Annotated in this window: 15 protein-coding genes and 1 pseudogene; 6 read left to right on the forward strand and 10 right to left on the reverse strand. The window is 61.7% G+C overall.

Annotated features, from left to right (window positions below; all coding sequences use genetic code 11):
* Positions 1–413 precede the first annotated feature (413 nt).
* The 3 genes from ABGT83_RS04420 (at position 414) to rsgA (ending at position 3,408) form a co-directional block, all read left to right on the forward strand.
* Positions 414–905: a flavodoxin gene (locus tag ABGT83_RS04420; protein ID WP_103265380.1), complete on the forward strand. Its 492-nt coding sequence runs from the start codon at positions 414–416 to the stop codon at positions 903–905.
* Between the two features lie 1,016 nt (positions 906–1,921).
* Positions 1,922–2,338, forward strand: coding sequence for an RNHCP domain-containing protein (locus ABGT83_RS04425; protein WP_204600472.1), 417 nt, complete (start codon positions 1,922–1,924; stop codon positions 2,336–2,338).
* Positions 2,338–3,408 (forward strand): ribosome small subunit-dependent GTPase A, encoded by a 1,071-nt coding sequence (gene rsgA / locus ABGT83_RS04430; RefSeq protein WP_346686698.1) that lies wholly within the window; start codon positions 2,338–2,340, stop codon positions 3,406–3,408. Before ABGT83_RS04425 ends, rsgA begins: the two co-directional genes overlap by 1 nt.
* A gap of 81 nt (positions 3,409–3,489) precedes the next feature.
* On the opposite strand, the gene ABGT83_RS04435 is transcribed toward rsgA, so the two are convergent.
* From ABGT83_RS04435 to ahcY, 4 genes are all read right to left on the reverse strand, one after another.
* Complete coding sequence (locus ABGT83_RS04435; RefSeq protein WP_346686153.1) at positions 3,490–4,656, reverse strand: iron-containing alcohol dehydrogenase; 1,167 nt, start codon at positions 4,654–4,656, stop codon at positions 3,490–3,492.
* A gap of 456 nt (positions 4,657–5,112) precedes the next feature.
* Positions 5,113–5,316, reverse strand: a complete 204-nt coding sequence (locus ABGT83_RS04440; RefSeq protein ID WP_103265377.1) for a hypothetical protein — start codon at positions 5,314–5,316, stop codon at positions 5,113–5,115.
* 282 nt (positions 5,317–5,598) lie between these two features.
* Positions 5,599–6,567 carry a helix-turn-helix transcriptional regulator gene (locus tag ABGT83_RS04445; protein WP_346686154.1) on the reverse strand — a complete coding sequence of 323 codons (969 nt, stop codon included), beginning with the start codon at positions 6,565–6,567 and terminating at the stop codon, positions 5,599–5,601.
* 239 nt (positions 6,568–6,806) lie between these two features.
* Positions 6,807–8,072, reverse strand: coding sequence for an adenosylhomocysteinase (gene ahcY / locus ABGT83_RS04450; RefSeq protein ID WP_346686156.1), 1,266 nt, complete (start codon positions 8,070–8,072; stop codon positions 6,807–6,809).
* 376 nt (positions 8,073–8,448) lie between these two features.
* Between ahcY and ABGT83_RS04455 the strand changes: the two genes are divergently transcribed.
* Positions 8,449–9,780: a glycosyltransferase family 2 protein gene (locus ABGT83_RS04455; RefSeq protein WP_346686158.1), complete on the forward strand. Its 1,332-nt coding sequence runs from the start codon at positions 8,449–8,451 to the stop codon at positions 9,778–9,780.
* A 30-nt stretch (positions 9,781–9,810) separates the two neighbouring features.
* On the opposite strand, the gene ABGT83_RS04460 is transcribed toward ABGT83_RS04455, so the two are convergent.
* Entirely contained in the window at positions 9,811–10,329 is a 519-nt protein-coding gene (locus ABGT83_RS04460; RefSeq protein ID WP_239926552.1) for a ComF family protein, read from the reverse strand.
* A gap of 24 nt (positions 10,330–10,353) precedes the next feature.
* Positions 10,354–10,656, reverse strand: a pseudogene (locus ABGT83_RS04465) (double zinc ribbon domain-containing protein); the annotation flags it as partial.
* A gap of 606 nt (positions 10,657–11,262) precedes the next feature.
* On the opposite strand from ABGT83_RS04465, the gene ABGT83_RS04470 reads away from it, so the two are divergent.
* Positions 11,263–12,276: a substrate-binding periplasmic protein gene (locus tag ABGT83_RS04470; protein ID WP_103265372.1), complete on the forward strand. Its 1,014-nt coding sequence runs from the start codon at positions 11,263–11,265 to the stop codon at positions 12,274–12,276.
* Between the two features lie 218 nt (positions 12,277–12,494).
* On the opposite strand, the gene ABGT83_RS04475 is transcribed toward ABGT83_RS04470, so the two are convergent.
* The 4 genes from ABGT83_RS04475 to ABGT83_RS04490 all read right to left on the reverse strand — a co-directional run bounded on the left by ABGT83_RS04475 (position 12,495) and on the right by ABGT83_RS04490 (position 16,632).
* Entirely contained in the window at positions 12,495–13,427 is a 933-nt protein-coding gene (locus ABGT83_RS04475; protein WP_346686160.1) for a LysR family transcriptional regulator, read from the reverse strand.
* A gap of 215 nt (positions 13,428–13,642) precedes the next feature.
* On the reverse strand, positions 13,643–14,533 hold the full coding sequence (locus ABGT83_RS04480) for an electron transfer flavoprotein subunit alpha/FixB family protein (RefSeq protein ID WP_103265370.1): 891 nt from the start codon (positions 14,531–14,533) through the stop codon (positions 13,643–13,645).
* 30 nt (positions 14,534–14,563) lie between these two features.
* On the reverse strand, positions 14,564–15,334 hold the full coding sequence (locus tag ABGT83_RS04485) for an electron transfer flavoprotein (protein ID WP_103265369.1): 771 nt from the start codon (positions 15,332–15,334) through the stop codon (positions 14,564–14,566).
* Between the two features lie 143 nt (positions 15,335–15,477).
* Positions 15,478–16,632, reverse strand: a complete 1,155-nt coding sequence (locus tag ABGT83_RS04490; protein ID WP_103265368.1) for an acyl-CoA dehydrogenase family protein — start codon at positions 16,630–16,632, stop codon at positions 15,478–15,480.
* A 495-nt stretch (positions 16,633–17,127) separates the two neighbouring features.
* Between ABGT83_RS04490 and ABGT83_RS04495 the strand changes: the two genes are divergently transcribed.
* Entirely contained in the window at positions 17,128–18,339 is a 1,212-nt protein-coding gene (locus ABGT83_RS04495; RefSeq protein ID WP_103265367.1) for an acyl-CoA dehydrogenase family protein, read from the forward strand.
* The last annotated feature ends 119 nt before the right edge of the window (positions 18,340–18,458 follow it).

Below are 18,458 nucleotides of genomic sequence, written 5' to 3' on the forward strand. Positions count from 1 at the left end.
TCTCAAGACGTGCGGTGGTGATGCGCTCGCCTATCTGGAAGAGCCCACGTATTCGACAAGGGCTTTTATCTGCACATCCGATTCGCGCATGCAACGGATGAACTCCACCTAGCCGCAATCGTATTCGGTGAAGTTGCGGGTGTTGTTCGGCAGGTGCGTGACATGAGGGATGAGTCCTATGCGCTCGTAGTAACAGATGGTTTTAATGCAAATCAAGCGCAAATCTTCGAGCAGCGAGCGAACGCAGGCAAGCCCGGGAAATCTTGGCGACCTTCGTTCGGCCGCGCCGTTCCGGATGAGGAAGCGCGCGCCGGCTGGGTCTTTCTGCGCTTCCGTGAAATTACCCGTTGACTTCGAGTTCGCTCCAGGTACTACGATGGGATCGCAACCGATTCGAGCAAAAGGAGACCCTCATGGCGAACGACAAGAAGATCCTCGTGGCGTACTTTTCCGCAAGCGGCGAGACGGAGCGGCTCGCGCGGACGATCGCGCAGACGACGGGCGGCGACCTGCACGAGATCGAGCCCGCCGTGCGCTACACGGCGGCCGACCTCGATTGGAACGACAAGCGAAGCCGCAGCAGCGTCGAGATGAACGACCCCTCCTCGCGCCCGGCTGTCGCGAGTCGCGTAGGCAACATGGACGCCTACGACATCGTGTTCGTCGGCTTCCCCATCTGGTGGTACGTGGCGCCGACGATCATCAGCACGTTTCTGGAAGCCTACGATTTCTCGGGCAAGACGGTCGTGCCCTTCGCCACGTCGGGCGGCAGCGGCCTGGGCGGCACCGAGTCCATCCTGCACGCTTGCTGCTCGCCGGCGACGACGTGGAAGCCCGGCAAACGCCTCTCGAGCCACGCAAGCGAGGCCGAGGTGGGCCGCTGGGTGGAGAGCCTCGGGCTGTAACGCGTGGGTCGGACGCCTCCCGGGGCGATCTTCTGCCTGCGGTCGCCGGGGCGGCCGCCGAGCCGAGGGGTCCGGACGGCGTGCGCGAGCCTGCAGTTCGATGGAAATGATTCGGGGGGGGGGGAGCGTCCGAGCCTCCGCAGCCCCTACCGGCGCCCGCCTTCCCCCGTGAGTCTCTGACTTCTCGTTGGACGATGGGCGAATCGAGTTGAGAACCGCTCCAAGAATGCTTCAAGTTGCAGAGGGACGTTTGGTTGGAGTACGCATCCTGCGCGTGTCGTCCTTCAGCTCATACGGCAATTCCCTCGAGGTCAGCGCCCTGCCGTTCTGATCGTGCGAAACGGGTAGAAAAAATCTCGCGATAACGGCAGGTATGTGCGATAACGGCAGCTATGCATGCGGACGGCACCGTGAGGAGTGCTTTTTGGCAGAGATTACGAGGTATGTGATTTTTGTCCCAGTGAGGAATCACCGAAAAATGGGAATGCGCATGCAAAAAGCCAGGTCATGCTTTGCCATCCGATCATTTCTGCTTGGACAGTCTGAACAGAAAATCACACACCTCGAAATCTCTGCCATTTTCGCAATCTTTGCCGCGGATGTCGCCTGCGGCCGCGAGGAAGAGCGGCTCGCATGCGTCTGGGGCGTGCGCCGTCGGGGAGAGGGCGATCTGCATGCGTCTGGCGCGCGCATTCTTGAGACGGTTACGTACCGTATGCGTCTGGAGCTTGCGCCCTTGCGGAGATTACGGTCCGCATCGAGGCCACGTGGCTGCACATGTTGAAGCGCTACGAGGGCTGAGGGCGCGCCGGCCGTTCGACGTGCGCGGCGGCCCCCCTTGTGGCCCTTCGCCCTCCTGTGGTATAAACGACGGCGTCAACACTACTTGAGGAGCATGACTTTTGTCACAAGGATGTAGCGTGGAGATTGTCGCAAGCCGGGAGGTTTGCGAGCGCTAGTCTCCGCTGGAACCTCCCAAACAGGGCAACGACCATCAACGTTTTGGGAGAACCACCGTGGAAAAAATCAAGAGAGGCACCGCCTTCTACCAGGCGCATGCCTGCATGGACAGCTTCATCTGCAAACAGTGCGGCCAGCTCGTCACGCCCGACGAGGCGGGGAGCCGTCATCGCAACCACTGTCCTCAATGCCTGCACAGCCTGCACGTCGACGAGCGGCCCGGCGACCGGGCGTCCGTGTGCGAAAGCATCATGGAGCCCATCAGCGTGTGGGTGCGCAAAGGCGGGGAATGGGCCATCGTGCACCGCTGCAAGCGCTGCGGTCACCTGAGCTCGAACCGCATCGCCGCCGACGACAACCCCGTCAAGCTCATGTCCATCGCCGTGAAGCCGCTGGCAGAGCCGCCGTTTCCCCTCGAGGGCCTACAAGCGGACGCGCCCGGCTCGCAGGCGCGCGAGGGAGGCGAGGCGTGATGGCGGCCGTCGACCTGCGCGCCTACGGCATGACCGACGCGATCATGCAGCGGGCGCGCGAGGCGTCCGGCTTGGAGGACCCCGTCGTGGGGCGCGTCCTGTCCCAGGCCCACGAGCTGTACCGCGTCGTCGGCGAGCAGGGCGAGCTCTTCGCCGAAGCGGCGGGCAAGCTGCGCCATGCCGCCCGTTCGGCCGCCGACTTTCCGGCGGTTGGCGATTTCGTCCTCTTGGACCGTGCGGACGACGCGGGCGGGCGCGCCATCGTCTCGCAGGTGCTTCCGCGCACGAGCGCCTTCGTGCGCAAGGCGGCCGGCGCGTCGTTCGAGCAGCAGGTGGTGGCGGCCAATATCGACACCGCGTTTCTGTGCATGTCGCTCGTCGGGGACTTCAACCTGCGACGGCTCGAGCGCTACCTCGCGCTCGCGTGGGAGGGCGGGGCGGTGCCCGTCGTGGTGCTGACGAAGGCCGATGCGTGCGAAAGCCTGGGGCGACGGCTGCGCGCCGTGCAGTCGGTGGCCTTCGGCATCGACGTGCTGGCCGTGTCGTCGATGGAGGAGGGCGGCTGCGAGGCCGTGCGCCCCTACCTGCAGCCCGGCAGGACCGTCGCGCTTCTGGGTTCGTCGGGCGTGGGCAAGTCGACGCTGGTCAACCGCTTGCTGGGGGAGGACGTCCTCGAAACGCGCGACGTGCGCGCCGACGGCCGCGGCCGTCATGCCACCACGCGCCGCCAGCTCGTGCTGCTGCCGGGAGGCGGCCTCGTGATGGACACGCCCGGCATGCGGGAGCTGGGGCTGGGGGACGTTGCCGAGGGCCTCGAGCAGGGGTTCGCCGACGTGGAGCGCCTGTTCGCCTCGTGCCGGTTCTCGAACTGCACCCACACCTCCGAGCCGGGGTGCGCCGTCTACGAGGCCATCGCGGACGGCGAGCTGTCCGAGCGCCGCTGGCAGGCGTACCGCAAGCTGAAGGCCGAGGCCGCGTTCGCCGAGGACAAAGCGGGCTACCTGGCCCAGAAGGAACGGAAGTACAAGGAAATCTCGAAAGCCGTGAGGCGCCTGCCTGTGAAGCGCTGACGTGCGGGCAGCGCCGCCGCCCCGTCCGAACACGGGTGAGGCGCAGCTGCTGCGTCGTCGTCCCGTTCCGCGCCGTCCTTGTTACTTGCTGGCTTCGAGCACGGCCACGATCTCGTCGCGGTCGAGCACGTGGTAGCCGCCGTCCATGACGAAGGAGCCGTCGGCGATGCCATCGATCATGTCGTCGGTCACGCCCAGCTCGGAGATGTTCATCACGAGCCCCAGCTCGCGCATCCAGTCCTCCATGTGCTCGAGGCCCTCGGCGGCCGTCTCTTCGTCGGTCTTGCCGGAGGCGTCCACGTCCCACACCGCGACCGCGAATCGAGCGAACTTCGGCAGGCCGTAGGGCATGACGAGTCGGTAGTACGCCGGCGAGATCGCCGACAGCGTCATGCCGTGCGTGGCGTCGGTGTACGCGCCTATTGCCTGGCCGATCATATGCACCATCCAGTCGGTGGACTTGCCCTTCGCGATGAGCGTGTTCAGCGCCCAGGCGGACGTCCACATGATGTTGCTGCGCGCCTCGTAGTCCTCCGGGTCGACCGCGGCGATGCGCGACGAGTGCACGAGCGAGCGCATGAGGCCCTCGGCAAGGTAATCCGACGTGTTGTCGTCGTCGCCTGAGAAGTACTGCTCTAGGATGTGCGACATCACGTCGAAGATGCCGGCGACCATCTGGTAGCGCGGCACGGTGAACGTGAGGCGCGGGTTCAGGATGGCGAACTTCGGGAACACCTCCTCGCCGAACACGTGGCCGATCTTCTGCTTCGTCGCGCGGTTCGTGATCACCGAGCCGCCGTTCATCTCGGAGCCGGTGCCCGTCATGGTCAGCACGCTGCCCACGGGGATGATGCGGTTGTCCGGCTCCTCGAGGCGCGCGTAGTACTTCTCCCATGGATCCTCGTCGCACCAGGCCGACACGCTCACGGCCTTCGCGTAGTCCACCACCGAACCGCCGCCCACGGCCAGGATCAGATCGACGTCGTTGTCGCGCGCGACCGCGCATCCGGCGTAGAGCTTCTCCACGGTGGGGTTCGGCATGACGCCCGGCACCTCGAACACCTCCTTGCCGGCGGCTTCGAGGATGCCGCGCACCTCGTCGTAGAGGCCGGTCTTCTTGATGGAACCGCCGCCGTACGCCAGCAGCACGCGGTCGCCGTAGTGCGCCAACTCCCTGGGCAGGGAGTCGAGCGCGTCCTCCCCGAAGTACAGCTTGGTGGGGTTCGTATAACTGAACGTTCCTAACATGTGCATCTCCTATCGCGAATCATGATCGTTCGTCGTTGTTTCGACGCCTATCATGAACCCTGGAGCGCGCTCCAAGTCAAGCACTATTTCGAACCTGTCAGAAGCATCCATGTATCGGTTGCCTATTTGCAGAAAGACTAAACCGCAATCGTCGTTCATTGATGAATCAGCAAAAGGCTCTAGGGATGGGAAAGCGCTCGCTCTGTCTCCATCTTGTTCTTGACAAGTCCATACCCGCACAGTGCGCTTTTGAATATGATCCTCCAGTGCAATCAGCTCAATTCGACCAACATGCTCGTTCGAAGCGGTCGCGTCCTCTTTATTCCGAGTGCGTTTCGCACTACCCCTTTGAGCTGGCGACACGATCCGGACGAAGACAAGACGGACGCCCACTGAGGAAACGTGAAAGCAGATCGAAGAAAAGCGATCGGTCGCGATCCGCAGCTCGCATAGACGTCATTGTTGTGCGCTTGGGTGCGCCCCCGGCTCGTCGACAGAAGGCCATGGCTCCTCAAGTTCCTTGATGCGAGCGCGTGCGTCAAGGACGCCGTCGCGGACGGCGCGCCTGACCACCTGATAGCCGAGAAACAGGATGAACAGAAAGACGAGCAGGTACATGACCACGATGAAAAGAATGGGAAAAACCTGTTCAAGCATCATGCGGGCCACCGCCTTCCCTCGAGGATGGCTCTATTGTACCAAAAACGCTTCGCCTGCGATATGCGAGCGGGGCCAGGCAGCTGAGCGGCCGAAGCTCTCCTCGATCTCTTCGAAGCCTCAGGAGCTCATGCGCGTGATCTGCTTTTTGGCGAGCGTGTCGATGGCGATGGCGAGCGTCTCCCGCATCACGCGCGCCATGCCGTCGTCGATGGCGGCCGTATCCCTTGCTCAGCTTCGCTGGGCATGCTTTCGAGGCCATTCGAACAGGTGGCAAAACGTGTTCTACGCTTTGCGAACCGGGCGGACGTATTTGCAGAACCGCTCGGGGTCGAAGTAGAGGTAGATCACCTTGCCGTGCGCCGTGTCGAACTGCCAGCCGTTGTCTGCGTTCTCGAACGCGGCCATTGCGGTTTCGATCTTCTCTTCAACAGTGCGCATCTCCTGGTCGTAGTTGAAGGGCCCGTGCTCGAACACGGTGTACTCGCCCGCGTCCACGTCCATGATCTGCAGGTTCGGCGGCACCTCGCCCGCCCAGTCCGCTGGCAGGCGCGCCCCGTGGCACTCGACGCGCGGGAAGCCCCAGGCGCACAGGCGGCCCTCGGGGTCGCTCATGTAGGCCATCACTTGGCCGCCGCCAGCATGCACCTCGGCGCCGCCTTCGTCGTCAAGCTTGCCTTTTACGCTGTCCAAAAAGCCGCAGACGGTGGCCATGTCCTGTCCGGGTATCTCAGCCTGCTTTTGCCAGAAGTCCCAGTAGCCGTTGCTCTCGTAATTTCTTACGTGCAAGAACCGGTGCGCTGGTACCGTGACGAAGTACTGCTCGATGCGGTCGTTCGATTTCTCCATGCCGATCTCTCCCATTCCCAGCACGTAACGGTCGAAGGCGGTGATCTTCGTGCGCAGCACCACGGGGCTCGGGTCCTTGCGGTACGCGCTTGGCGTCACTCCGAAGGTGCGCTTGAACGCCCGGGTGAACGCCTCGTGCGACGAGAACCCGTGGGCGAGCGCGATGTCGAGCAGACTCGTATCGCTGTCGCGCACCTCCTTGAGGGCGAAGGCCAGCCTGCGCCCCTGCAAGTAGTCTCGCAGTTGCATGCCGGAAACCTCTCTGAACTTTCGCGTGGTGTGGAACTCGGAGTATCCTAGCTGACGCGCGAGAGCGCGCAGCGTGAGCGCCTCGTCGTCGTGGCTCTCGATGCTCTCGTCAATTGCGTCGATGATGTCCTGTATCTGCAGCCGCCATTCATGCATGCCGTCTTGTTCTCCTTGCCTTCAGCGTACGCTGCAGTGCACTATACGGGATACAAAATGCTCGCGCTTGATTCAACTTGCGATCGTTGCCGTTCGGCGATAGTCGAACGGCATGGCTTGGTTCGAGGCGCGCATGCAACTCTCATTCTTTCCGAATAAAGGAGACCCCCCAGCCGTTCGGAGGGAGGGTGGAAAGCGGAATATTCAACGGTGCAAAAGAGGCGTATGGAGAAGGCGCCTTACAGCGTCTCGAAATTCCAGCTGCTCATGTACGCGATCTGCTCCTCGGTGAGCTCGTCGATCTCGACGCCGAGCGTCTCTAGCTTCACGCGGGCCACGCCGTCGTCGATGGCGGCTGGCACGTCGTACACCTTGTTCTCCAGCTCTCCCGCGTGCTGGAACAGGTACTCGGCGGCCAGCGCCTGATTCGCGAAGCTCATGTCCATCACGGATGCAGGATGGCCCTCGGCGCACGACAGGTTCACGAGGCGCCCCTGCGCCAGCACGACGACCGTGCGGCCGTCGGCCAGCGTGTACTCCTCTACGAGCGGCTTGATCTCCTCCTTCTTCACCGCGTGCTCCTCGAGCCACACCAGGTTGATCTCGGAGTCGAAGTGCCCGGAGTTGCAGACGATGGCGCCGTCCTTCATGTTCTCGAAGGCGGGCGCGTCCACCACCTTGCAGTTGCCCGTCACGGTAACCCACACGTCGGCGAAGCGCGCCGCCTCGGCCGCGGGCATCACCTCGTAGCCCTCCATGTGCGCCTCGAGCGCCTTCAGCGGGTTCACCTCGCACACGATCACGCGCATGCCCATGCCCTTCGCGCGCAGCGCCAGGCCGCTTCCGCAGTAGCCGTAGCCCGAGATGACGATGGTGCGCCCGCACATGAGGCGGTTCGTGGCGCGGATGATGCCGTCGAGCGTGGACTGGCCGGTGCCGTAGTGGTTGTCGAAGCAGTGCTTGGTGTTGGCGTCGTTGATGTTGAACACGGGGTAGGCGAGCGTGCCCTCGGCGGCCATGGACATGAGGCGCACGACGCCGGTGGTGGTCTCCTCGGTGCCGCCCACCACGTGCGCCAGCTTGTCGGTGAACTTCGTGTGCAGCGCCGTGTCGAGGTCGGCGCCGTCGTCCATGATGATCTGCGGGTCGGTGGCGATGACGGCCTCGATATGGCGGTTGTAGGTGTCGGCATCCTCGCCGGCGACGGCGAACACGTCGATGCCGAAATCGCGCACGAGCGAGGCTGCGGTATCGTCCTGGGTGGACAGCGGGTTCGAAGCGCACAGCGTGACGTGCGCGCCGGAGGCCGTGAGTGCGCGCATGAGGTTCGCCGTCTCGGTGGTCACGTGCATGCAGGCGCCGATGCGCACGCCCGCGAGCGGCTTCTCGCGCTCGAAGCGCTCGCGGATGGACGCGAGCACGGGCATGTCGCGGTCGGCCCACATGATGCGGGCAAGGCCCTCGTCGGCCAGCGCGATGTCTTTGATGTCGTAGTTCTCGGGCATGCTGCCTCCCTGTGCGGTGATTCGAATGAAAGAGTGTTCGACATTGTACGATAGTATGGACCTATTCGGGAACGGTGCGAGCACGAGTGGTTATGAAGTTCATATGTAGAACCTTTGTGAAAACCGGTGTTTTATCCAGGTAAAACCAGAAGAAACGGTAACGGACGAGCTAGTTGTTGCCCCATCGGGCTTGCCAGCGGCTATAATCACCCAAGCTTGAAATGCATCACGGGCGGTGAGTCATGCCGCACATGTGTGGCATTTCGGAAAACCCCAGTCGAAACGCAAACTGCTGCAAGGGGGCGAGCGCCGCCCATAGATGGGTGTGCGATGGTACGGCCGCTGAAGCGCGGAGCGGCCCGACAAAGGAGCAAAGGTGCTGGACCAGTTTTTCTCGCAGATATCGTTTGTCGACATCTTCAACTTCTGCGTATTCCTCACGTTTACATGTTGCTACACCTATCAGCTGTACTATGTGTTCGTCGTGCTCACGCGCAAGCCCAAAGAGCGCACGGCCAAGAAGAACCACAAATTTGCCGTGGTTGTGTCGGCCCGTAACGAAGGCGCCGTCATCGCGGATCTCATCCACTCCATCAGGGTGCAGAACTATCCCCAGGAACTCATCGACGTGTTCGTGATCGCAGACAACTGCACCGACGACACGGCCGATGTGGCCCGCGAGGCCGGCGCCATCGTGTTTCCGCGCACGAACGATAAAGAAGTGGGGAAGGGCTACGCTCTTGACTACGGTTTCCAGGTCATCCGCGAACAGTACGCCGACCGTGGCTACGAAGCCTACTTCGTGTTCGATGCCGATAATGTGCTCGACGTGAACTACTTCCGCGAGATGAACAAGACCTTCGATAGCGGCGCGAAGGCTTCCACCAGCTATCGCAACTCCAAGAACTACGACTCGAACTGGATCTCCGCTGGCTACGCCGTATGGTTCCTGCGCGAAGCCAAGTTCCTGAACCAAGCGCGCCTTACGCTGAACACAAGCTGTGCGGTATCGGGCACGGGCTTCTTCATTGCCGCCGACATCATCGAGAAGCATGGTGGTTGGAAGTGGCATCTCTTGACCGAGGACATCGAGTTCTCGGCGAACAGCATTCTCGAGGGCGTGCGTATCAGCTATACGCCCACGGCCATCCTGTACGACGAGCAGCCGATCACGTTTCGCGACTCGTGGAACCAGCGCTTTCGTTGGGCCAAAGGTTTCTATCAGGTGTTCTGGCACTATGGCGCCCGTCTGGTGAAAGGCGTGGCCACCAACCCGAAGGGCGCGCGTTTCGCCTGTTACGATATGCTCATGACCATTGCGCCGGGCATGCTGCTCACCATCGTCTCGGTTGTCTTTAACGGTATCATCGTGTTCCTTGGTCTTACCGGGGCCATGTCAACGGGTGTCATGGTGGCCTCGTCGCTGTCGTCCATCTTCTTCTGCCTGATGAACTACGTTGTGTTCATGTTTATGTTCGGCGTGCTCACCACCTTCGTCGAGTGGGACTCCATCCGCTCGACCACGGGTAAGAAGGTGTTGTACATGTTCACCTTCCCCGTGTTCATGATCACCTATATTCCCATCGCCCTTGTGGCCCTCGTGAAGAAGTGCAATTGGAAACCTATTCGCCACAGCATTTCGGTGGATGTGGCCGAACTCTCTCTCGACGCCTCGCAAGCCCAAAGCAAGAGCCGTCGCACAATGTAGCTTTTTTTCGTACACCGGGCATCGGTAGCTTTACCATACGCGGGCAAACGTGACGCAGCGTACCTGCCGCGCGCCCGCAGCCCGTGCGGCTTCCGAGGCGGCGAACAGTGTCGCGCCGGTCGTATAGACATCGTCCACGATCAAAACAGATGCTGGCGCGCGTGCCCCTGGAAGGGGTTTGAAGCGGTTCTCCATGTTTTTAATGCGCCCGCTTCGCGCCAATGAGCGCTGGTCGAAGGAGCGAGGTCGAGCCAGCAGCGGAATCTCGTCAAGGCTTAGGCGCTCGGCTAGTGCGCGGGCGAGGTCCGCTCCATGATCGAAGCCTCGCCTGCGCAGCGCCGCAGCCGTCGCTGGCACGGGAACGATTGTCGGCCGCTCGGCGCGCCAGGATGGCGCCGTGACCGAGGCCATGAGGTCGGCCAAGGTTTCGACGAGCCTGCGCTCTCCTGCATCCTTCCATGCGCGCACGATGCGTGCGGTCGCGTCATTGTACACAACGGCGCTCGCGCATGCATCGAACGGAAGCTCGTGCCGATCCAGAGCGGCCATCGTCACAGGGTTGCATTCGCTGCACTGCACGCGCCCGAACGGCGCCCCGCAGCGAGGACATGCGCGCCACCAGTCAAGGTAGGGGAGGGATCGAAGGCATGCTTGGCAGACTGCCTCGCCCGGCGTGTCGCAAACCGCGCAGCGCGTGGGCCAAAGCGTTTCGGCCAGGGCGGTGCCCGCAGCTTCCCCGTAAGCAAGCGCACGTTCGAAAGCGCGCTCCCAGCATCCGGCACCTCCGCTATCCCGTGCTCGTTTCCGCGGGCCGCGAGGCTCGCTTCGATAGGCATTGCAGGGGACGCGCTGCGTTGTGACAGTCTGATGCTCCATGGATCGAGCCTACCATGGGCCCTCCAGCGGAAACCTTGCCGTCGGTCGAGCGCGAGTCGATGCCCACCCGATAGAAACCAACGACCGCCGTGCTGCCGAGTAAGCTCCGACCGAGCGGCATTCCAACGTCGTTCCAGCACGAGTATCGCATCGACTCCACCTCGTTTCGGCGCGCGCGTCGTGCCGGTCGAATCTCCGTCCGGACGAGCTCGATCGCCAATCGTCGTATTCGGCTTTGCATTCCAAACCGTTTTCTCTACTTCTCGCATGCCGTCGATTCAGCATATTATGCGCGCCTTGTTCCAGGGCTTTTCATGATCTGCTACACTGTTTGTCGCTTCTTTCGAGTCTGTAGTTGCGGGTTTCACAACCTCAGTCCACGGCAGATGCGGTCGAAAGGACCCACGTAAGCCGCGCTTTTCAGCGCGACGATCATGGCGCATCCTAGAGGTAAGTCGCACCGTCCGCTACCTTGCGCGGCACATGGCTGCGCCGGACGAGAGGGTACCGGGTGCAAGCTCGACCCCGGTGCGCGAGTGTGGGGGCAAAGACTAGGTCAGTCGGAAGAGGCGTTATGAGAAGCAATCAGATGGAGGCTCATCGCATATGAAGCGCTTTACCAAGCTTGCGACCCGCTGCCTGGCGGTCGCGTGCGTCGCATGTCTGCTCGCCGTCATGGCGGGCTGTGCATCGCAGGAGGAGTACACGCCGCCGGAGAAGTCGCCTACGCTCGCGTCGCCAGCTATTGGCAAAGACGGCGTTCTGCGCGTCGGCGTCAACACCCAGAACCAACCGCTTGCCGGCGTGTCCACCTCGTCGCAGAACATTGTGGGCCTCGACGTCGATATTGCGGCGTACCTCGCCGATAGCTTCGGGCTGAAGCTTGAGCTCGTGGATGTCGGTACCGATGCCCAAGCGGCGCTTGACGGGGGTACGGTGGATATCGTCATGGGTGTCGACAAGTCCGGTACGGATGCGTCGTTTTGGATGTCCGACACCTATCTGCCCACAGCGATCGTCCTGTTCTCGACGCCGGGAAACACAACGGTGCCCACAAACGAGTCGCAGCCATCGATTGCCGCGCAGGTGTCTTCGAAGAGCGCCTGGGCTGTCACGAACGAGTTCGATCAGGGAAACATCGTGACGACGAGCGATCTGCAGAGCGCGTTCTCCTCGCTTGAATCGGGTCAGGTCCAGTATGTCGCTTCGGATGCCATCATCGGCACGTATGCGGCGCACACCGCTGACGACGAGGTGCAGATCGTGGCGCTTATGCAGCAGCCGAGCGGGTATTGCATTGGCGTGCTCGACACGAATTCCGATCTCAAGCAGGCCATTTCCGATGCGCTTGCGGCGCTTTCCGGCAATGGCGTCGTCTCGCTCATTGAGACGAAATGGCTAGGCACGACGCTGGATCTTTCGACGCTGCCCCTCACGGCGGGCGCAACCACCCCAGCAGCTTCGAAAACCTCCGACGAGGGAGCCGAGGAGGGAACCGACGAAGGCGAGTCATCCGACGGAGATACTGGCGAATCTGGCGAGGAGGCGCCCACGGAACCTGTGTCAGGAGAAAGAGGACCGGCTTCTAACGCCGTCTCGCTCGAAGAACTTACCGTCTGAGATCGAAAAGATCCCTCGCTGGGGCGAACCCCTACATTCGGACTGGTTTCAATAAGGCCGGTTGTGACTTTAGGGGTTCTTTCATGGAACGGCTGACGCCGTTCATCCATGCCAACGACAATACAGTTTGCGTTCGAGCTTCGGCGCACCGTATGCGCAAGGTTCATGCGAACGCAGCAGCCCTTCGGAGCGTCGCCGAACAGACGATTGCGGCAAGCCTAGTCGATGTAGATAGCGCCCTCGTCGGATGCGGGTAGCTGCTTCTCGTTGGTCACGTATTGGATGAAATGGTCGACGCAGTATGGATGGTAGTTCTTCGTGCTGTATCCCAGGTATATCCGATGATAGAAACCTTTGCGTTCGTCTGCATTGTTGTAGAGGGGGCGAACTTCGGCGTTCTCGACGCTGCGGAGGAAGAACGTGTCCAGCATGAGCGCCACCTCGACGCCGTTTACGGCAAAGCCCGCCAAAATCGTCTCGTCCTGATACGCGTACTCAGCGTGACTCATGCCGCGATCATCTAACATCTTTTTCACGGCTTTGCCGATGGGGATGGCATCGCTGTAGGTGATGAGACGCTGGTCGGCCAGATCCTCGGGAACAAGAAACTCCTTCGAGGCAAGCGGACAGTCGGAGCTCATGGCTACGACGAGCCTCTGGGTGAGCACAGGCGTATACCATATGTCCGGATCAGTCTCGCAGTGAGCGCAGAACACCACGTCGTAAAGGCCGCGCTTGAGATCCCCGATGAGCGATGCCGATGCATCTTCCCGTACCGTGAATTGTACGTCCGAGCTGATCGTTGCCTTGTAGTTGCTGATCAGCTTTGGGATGTAGTTGGTCTGCACGGTGATGATGCATCCGAGGTCAATCTTGCCCCCGTCCCCGCAGCCCGTGTAGCTCTTCATCATGGCCACGCCTTTGTCTATCTGTTCGAGGCCGGCCGTCACATAATCGAGGAATTCCACGCCGTATTTCGTAAGGTGGATATTGCGTCCCGTCTTCTGAAACAAGGACACGCCGAGTTCGTTCTCAAGCGAGCTGATGGCGTTTGAAAGGGAGGGCTGGGTGATGTAGAGCTCTTTGGCAGCCTTGGCATAGTGCTGGAGCTCGGCGAGCTTTTTAAAGTAGTACAGCTGCGAAAGATTCATCAACCCCTCCTCGGCAAACGTCAGAACGCCCGCATACATTATAGGGGTGAGGATGGTCTACGCCGTTAGGCAAAACCGTACAAATGTGAAAATTGGTCGAGAAGCTTCTGCGCAGCGTAGAAGCTCGAACCGCAACCCGTATGAAGCTGGACATGAAAGAAGCGCGCCCGAAGGCGCGCTTCTTCGATCTTGGATTGGAATCCAGTGCTCTGCGCTTACGCCAGCTTCTCGGTGAGAACCGGCAGGACTTCCTGCAGGTCGGCCACCAGGCCATAGTCGGCCTGCTTGAAGACGGGGGCGTTCGCGTCCTTGTTGATGGCGATAATCGTGTCGGCTCCGGTCACGCCCACCATGTGCTGCATCTGGCCGGAGATGCCCACGGCAAAGTACACCTTGGGGGAAATCACACGGCCGGACACGCCAATGTAAAGGCTCTTGGGGAGCCACTTCTCGTTCTCGGCGATGGGACGGGAGCAGGCAATCTCGCCGCGCACGGCGGCGGCCAGCGAACGGGCCAGATCGAGGTCCTCTTCCTTGGCGAAGCCGCGGCCGGCGCCCACGACGATGGGCGCACGTCCGATATCGGCACCCTCCTGCACAACCTCGCGCTTGCCGCGCAGCTTGAGCGGGTTGGAAGCCGGAACAAACTCACGCTCTTCGACCGCGTCGGTACCCGAAGCTTCGGCCTCGGAGAACATAGAGCCGTTCGTGGAGTAGATGCGCACGGAGCCGGCGGGACGGCGCTTCATGGTGGCCAAGCCGCCGAAGTACAGGCTCTCGGCTGCGTCGCCGTCGAAGGCGGCGACGTCGTTGATCACGCTCGTGTCGGCATGGGCGGCAAGGCGGCCGCCGACGATCTTCAGGCGCGGGGTGGTCTCGACGAGCACGATCTCGGGAGCGACCTCGTCGAACAGTGCGATGACGGTATCCGTGGCGTTCTCGTACAGCTCGCCCTCGGGAAGAGCGATGTGGTAGGCCTTATCGGCAACGCCGGTCTGAGGAGCGTCGCCGATGGAGACGAGCACGACCTCGTCGGCGAGCGTGCGGGCACCCGCGCACAGATCCTTCTGCGCTTCGGCCGCTTCTGCAATGACAAATGCTTTCATAATGATGCGCCCTTTCTGGTCCTCGTTGGCCTATCGAATGACGCCAGCGACCGCGTCGATGAACGCGTCGAGATCGCCGTCGTTCTTTGTGTCGAATATCTCGCGCTTGCGGTCAGCAAGCTCAGGAGCGACAACGCTGTCGATCTCCACGGTGCCGTTCGTGTCCACGCCGGCCGCAGCTGCGTCGTTGACCGTCGCAGGCTTCTTGCCGGCGGCAAGAATCTCGCGCATGCCGGCGATGCGGGGCAGAGCGATGTCGGGAGAGACGCCGACGACGGCGGGAAGCGCGACTTCGATCTCCTCGACCACGTCGTCGAGCGTGCGCTCGACGACGAGCGCACCGTTCTCCATGCGCATGGCGGTGACGGAGTTGATGCAAGGCACACCAAGCACCGAGGCCAGCTGCACGTTCACCTGGCCTGCATACATGTCGGCCGAGCCGTCGCCGCACACAACGAGGTCAACGCCGCCTTCGACGTCGCCCACGAGCTTGGCAAGGGCCTTGGCGGTGGTGCGGGAATCGGCGAACGCATAGGCGTCGTCGGCGATCATGAGGAGCTCCTCAGGGCCGCGGGAGAGGATGCTCTTGCGCACCTTCATGTCGCCGGCCTTGGCGTTGCTCGCGCTGATGGCGACGAGTCGCGCACCTTCGGCCTCGGCCAGCTGGGCCGCTGCCTCGATGGCGTTAAGATCGTACTCGCTCGCAATCTGATGCGCCTTCGAGCTGTCGAGAGACCGATCGGGGGCGACGGTGATGTCCTGATCGTCAGGCACCACTTTCACCGCTACAGCAATGTTCATGGTCGTGTCCTTTCTGGTCGATGTACCGGACTTGCTTGATTGTGCCTCCTCGCCCATTGTACGACAAGAGAGGTCCTGGCAACACCCATGCCGCCCGTCCACTTTTGGCAGCGGGCGAGCGGCATGGGCGAATGGAGCAAAGGTTAGTCGGCGTACCACTTCGGGATGGCGCGGCCCGCGATATAGTCCATGACCTCGCAGGTACCGCCGGCGAGCATGTTGCCGCGCAAGTCGCGCCAAATGCGGCCGACGCGAACCTCTTCGGTGTAGCCGAGGCCGCCGAAGATCTCGATCGCGTTGTCGGCGAGCTGGACATGCGCGCGGGTCCCCCAAGACTTCAGCATTGCGATGTCCGCGTTGATGGACTCGCCCTGGTCGAGCTTCCAGAGGCAGTAGTACAGCCAATGACGGGTCTGCTGCAGGATGATCTCGTTCTCCTCGATCAGATCCTGAACGCGGGGATTCGTGATGATCGGCTTGTTGAAGGCGATGCGCTCCTTGGCGTACTTGACCGCATCGTTTTGAGCGGCCTGCGCCAGGCCGAGGCCCTGGGCAACGACCAGGCAACGCTCGAACTCGAAGTTCTTCATGAGCAGAAGCCAGCCGGCGCCAGCTTCGCCGATGCGCTGGTCTTCGGTGACCACGACGTCGTCGAAGTACACTTCTACGAACGGCACGGTGTGCTGGCCGATCTTGGTGAGATGGGCGGTGGAAATACCGGGGGTCTCGCGCTTGACAAGCCACAGGGACATCTTGGTATTGTCGCGGGACGCGTCCTCGTCCTTGGCGATGACGATGAGATAGGGAACGTCGGCGCCGTTGGTCACCCAGGTCTTCTGCCCGCTCAGGATAAAGGAGCCGTCGGCCTGCTTCTTCGTGACGCAGGTCATGCCCATGTTGTCGGAGCCGGCAGCGGGCTCGGAAAGGCAGAGAGCGGCGACGGACTGGCCGGACTTCTCATACTCCTCCATGATGACGGCGGCCTGCTCGGGGGTGCCGAACTCGGCGAGGTCCGCGCAGGCAAGCATGCCGGTCATGAACGGAGTCATGGCGCCGGTAAACTCGTAGAGCTTCTCGGTCATCAGGCCGAGCGTCACGTGGTCGGTGGGGATGCCGCCGACCTCTTCGGGAAGGCCCATGAACGGGAACCCGGCGTCGCGGTAGGCGTCCTGAGCCTCGGCGGGCACTTGGTGCGCCTCGTACATGTCCATAACGGACTGATCGTCGAAGTAGCGCTCAGCGTACTCCTGCAGGGACTCCACGAGTAGCTGCTGCTCGTCGGTTAGGCTAAAATCCATGCTGCCTGCTCCTTCCTTGGCCCGGCTGCAGGACGCTTCCTACGCCCCAGCGCCGGTTTCGTCTCGTCGCTCTCTCCATCCGCGCATAGATACGCGAATATGAGTATTGCTATCGTAAGTTTGCACCCATAATCGCCATCATGTCCAATAGGTTCTTTTCGGCCAATCAACGTCCGACTCATAGGCTGGCGCTATCGATGACGCGGCGAAGCGTTGTTCGACCAAAGCAGAAAACCACTGATAAAAATAGTATTGAACAGGTATTATATAGGTTTCTGCAACGCGTTATCCACCGTGGCCGCACACGGGCTCTCGCCACCTCACACCATCGACCCATAGGAATAAACTATGCAATCCGAAAAAAATGACGATGATTTCCTATTGGACAAATTATACGATTAGGGTGCAAAATGCGAACAGACGGGTTACGAGTGCTGCCGATGGTAGGCGGTACGGCCCAAATCATCTGTCGGGGTCCGACATAAAGGAGGATGAATGAGCAAGTTATCCAAAGAGGAGTTTCGCGACTATCTGAAGACTGTCCGCGCGCTCGCCGAAGGTCCCTTCGAGGAGATGCAGAAGGAAGTCGAGGTTACGAACAAGTTCCCGCAGGAGTTCATCGATCTCTGCATCGAGAACAACCTGTACCGTTACGCTCTTCCCGAGGAGTACGGCGGATGGGGCCTGTCCGAGCGTGAGATCCTGCAGGTTCAGGAGGAGTTCTCCCGTGGCCCCGGCGGCATGCGCATGCACCTGCACTACGCGGCCGACCTGAACTGGCGCATCCTCGACGACTACGGCTGCCCTGAGCTCAAGGCCGAGTACATGGACAAGTTCGCCGACAAGACCATCTTCACGGTCTTCGCGCTGACCGAGCAGACCGGCGGCACTGGCGCCGACCTGCACACCACGGCTATCAAGAATGAGAATGGCGACTACGTCATCAACGGCGAGAAGTGGCTCATCTCCCACACCGACGTTGCTCAGTTCGCGTACGTCATCGCTGTGACCGATCCCGAGAAGACCGGCGACGAGCGTCTGTCCGCCTTCTTCGTGCCGATGGATGCCCCCGGCTTCGAACTCGTGCCGATGCCCCACATGATGGGCTGCCGCGGCGCTGGCCATGCAGGCTTCAAGATGACCAACGTCACGCTGTCCCCGAAGTACCTCCTCGGTAAAGAGGGCCAGGGCATGGAAGTGGCTATGCACTCCCTCGCCATCTCCCGCGTGCACATCGCCGACTCCAACCTCGGTATGTGCCAGCGCATGCTCGAGATCAGCATCGCTCGTGCCCGTGCTCGCGTGACCTTCGGCAAGCCGATCATCAAGCGCCAGGCTATCCGCGTGAAGCTGGCCAACATGGCCATGATGACGCATGCCCTGCGCTGCATGGTCATGGACTTTGCCACGGATTACGACAAGGATCCCAACGGCGAGTACATCGCCGAGAAGGCTGCCATGTGCAAGCTGTTCTCGATCGACTGCACGCGCCTCGTGTCCGACGAGATGCTTGAGATCTACGGCGGCGACGGCTACTTCGAGGATGCCCCGTTCGGCGAGACCGAGCGTCTCTACCGCGACTGCCGCGCCATGTGGCTCGAGGAAGGCGCCCCGACCGTTCAGCGCATCACGATCGCCCGCGAGCTCGAGAAGCACAACGGCCGTATCGAGTACGACGACTGGATCGCCGGCACGAATCTCGACTAGTCGAGTTCACGTACTGCCCATCCCGCTTGCTGCATGATTGGCGGGATGAACGGCCCCGGATGAGCGCTTCGGCGCCCTCCGGGGCCTTTTTGTGTCCTGCCTCGACCCCCATGACGCGC

This window comes from Enteroscipio rubneri (genome assembly GCF_963929405.1).
In the GTDB taxonomy this organism is placed as follows: domain Bacteria; phylum Actinomycetota; class Coriobacteriia; order Coriobacteriales; family Eggerthellaceae; genus Enteroscipio; species Enteroscipio rubneri.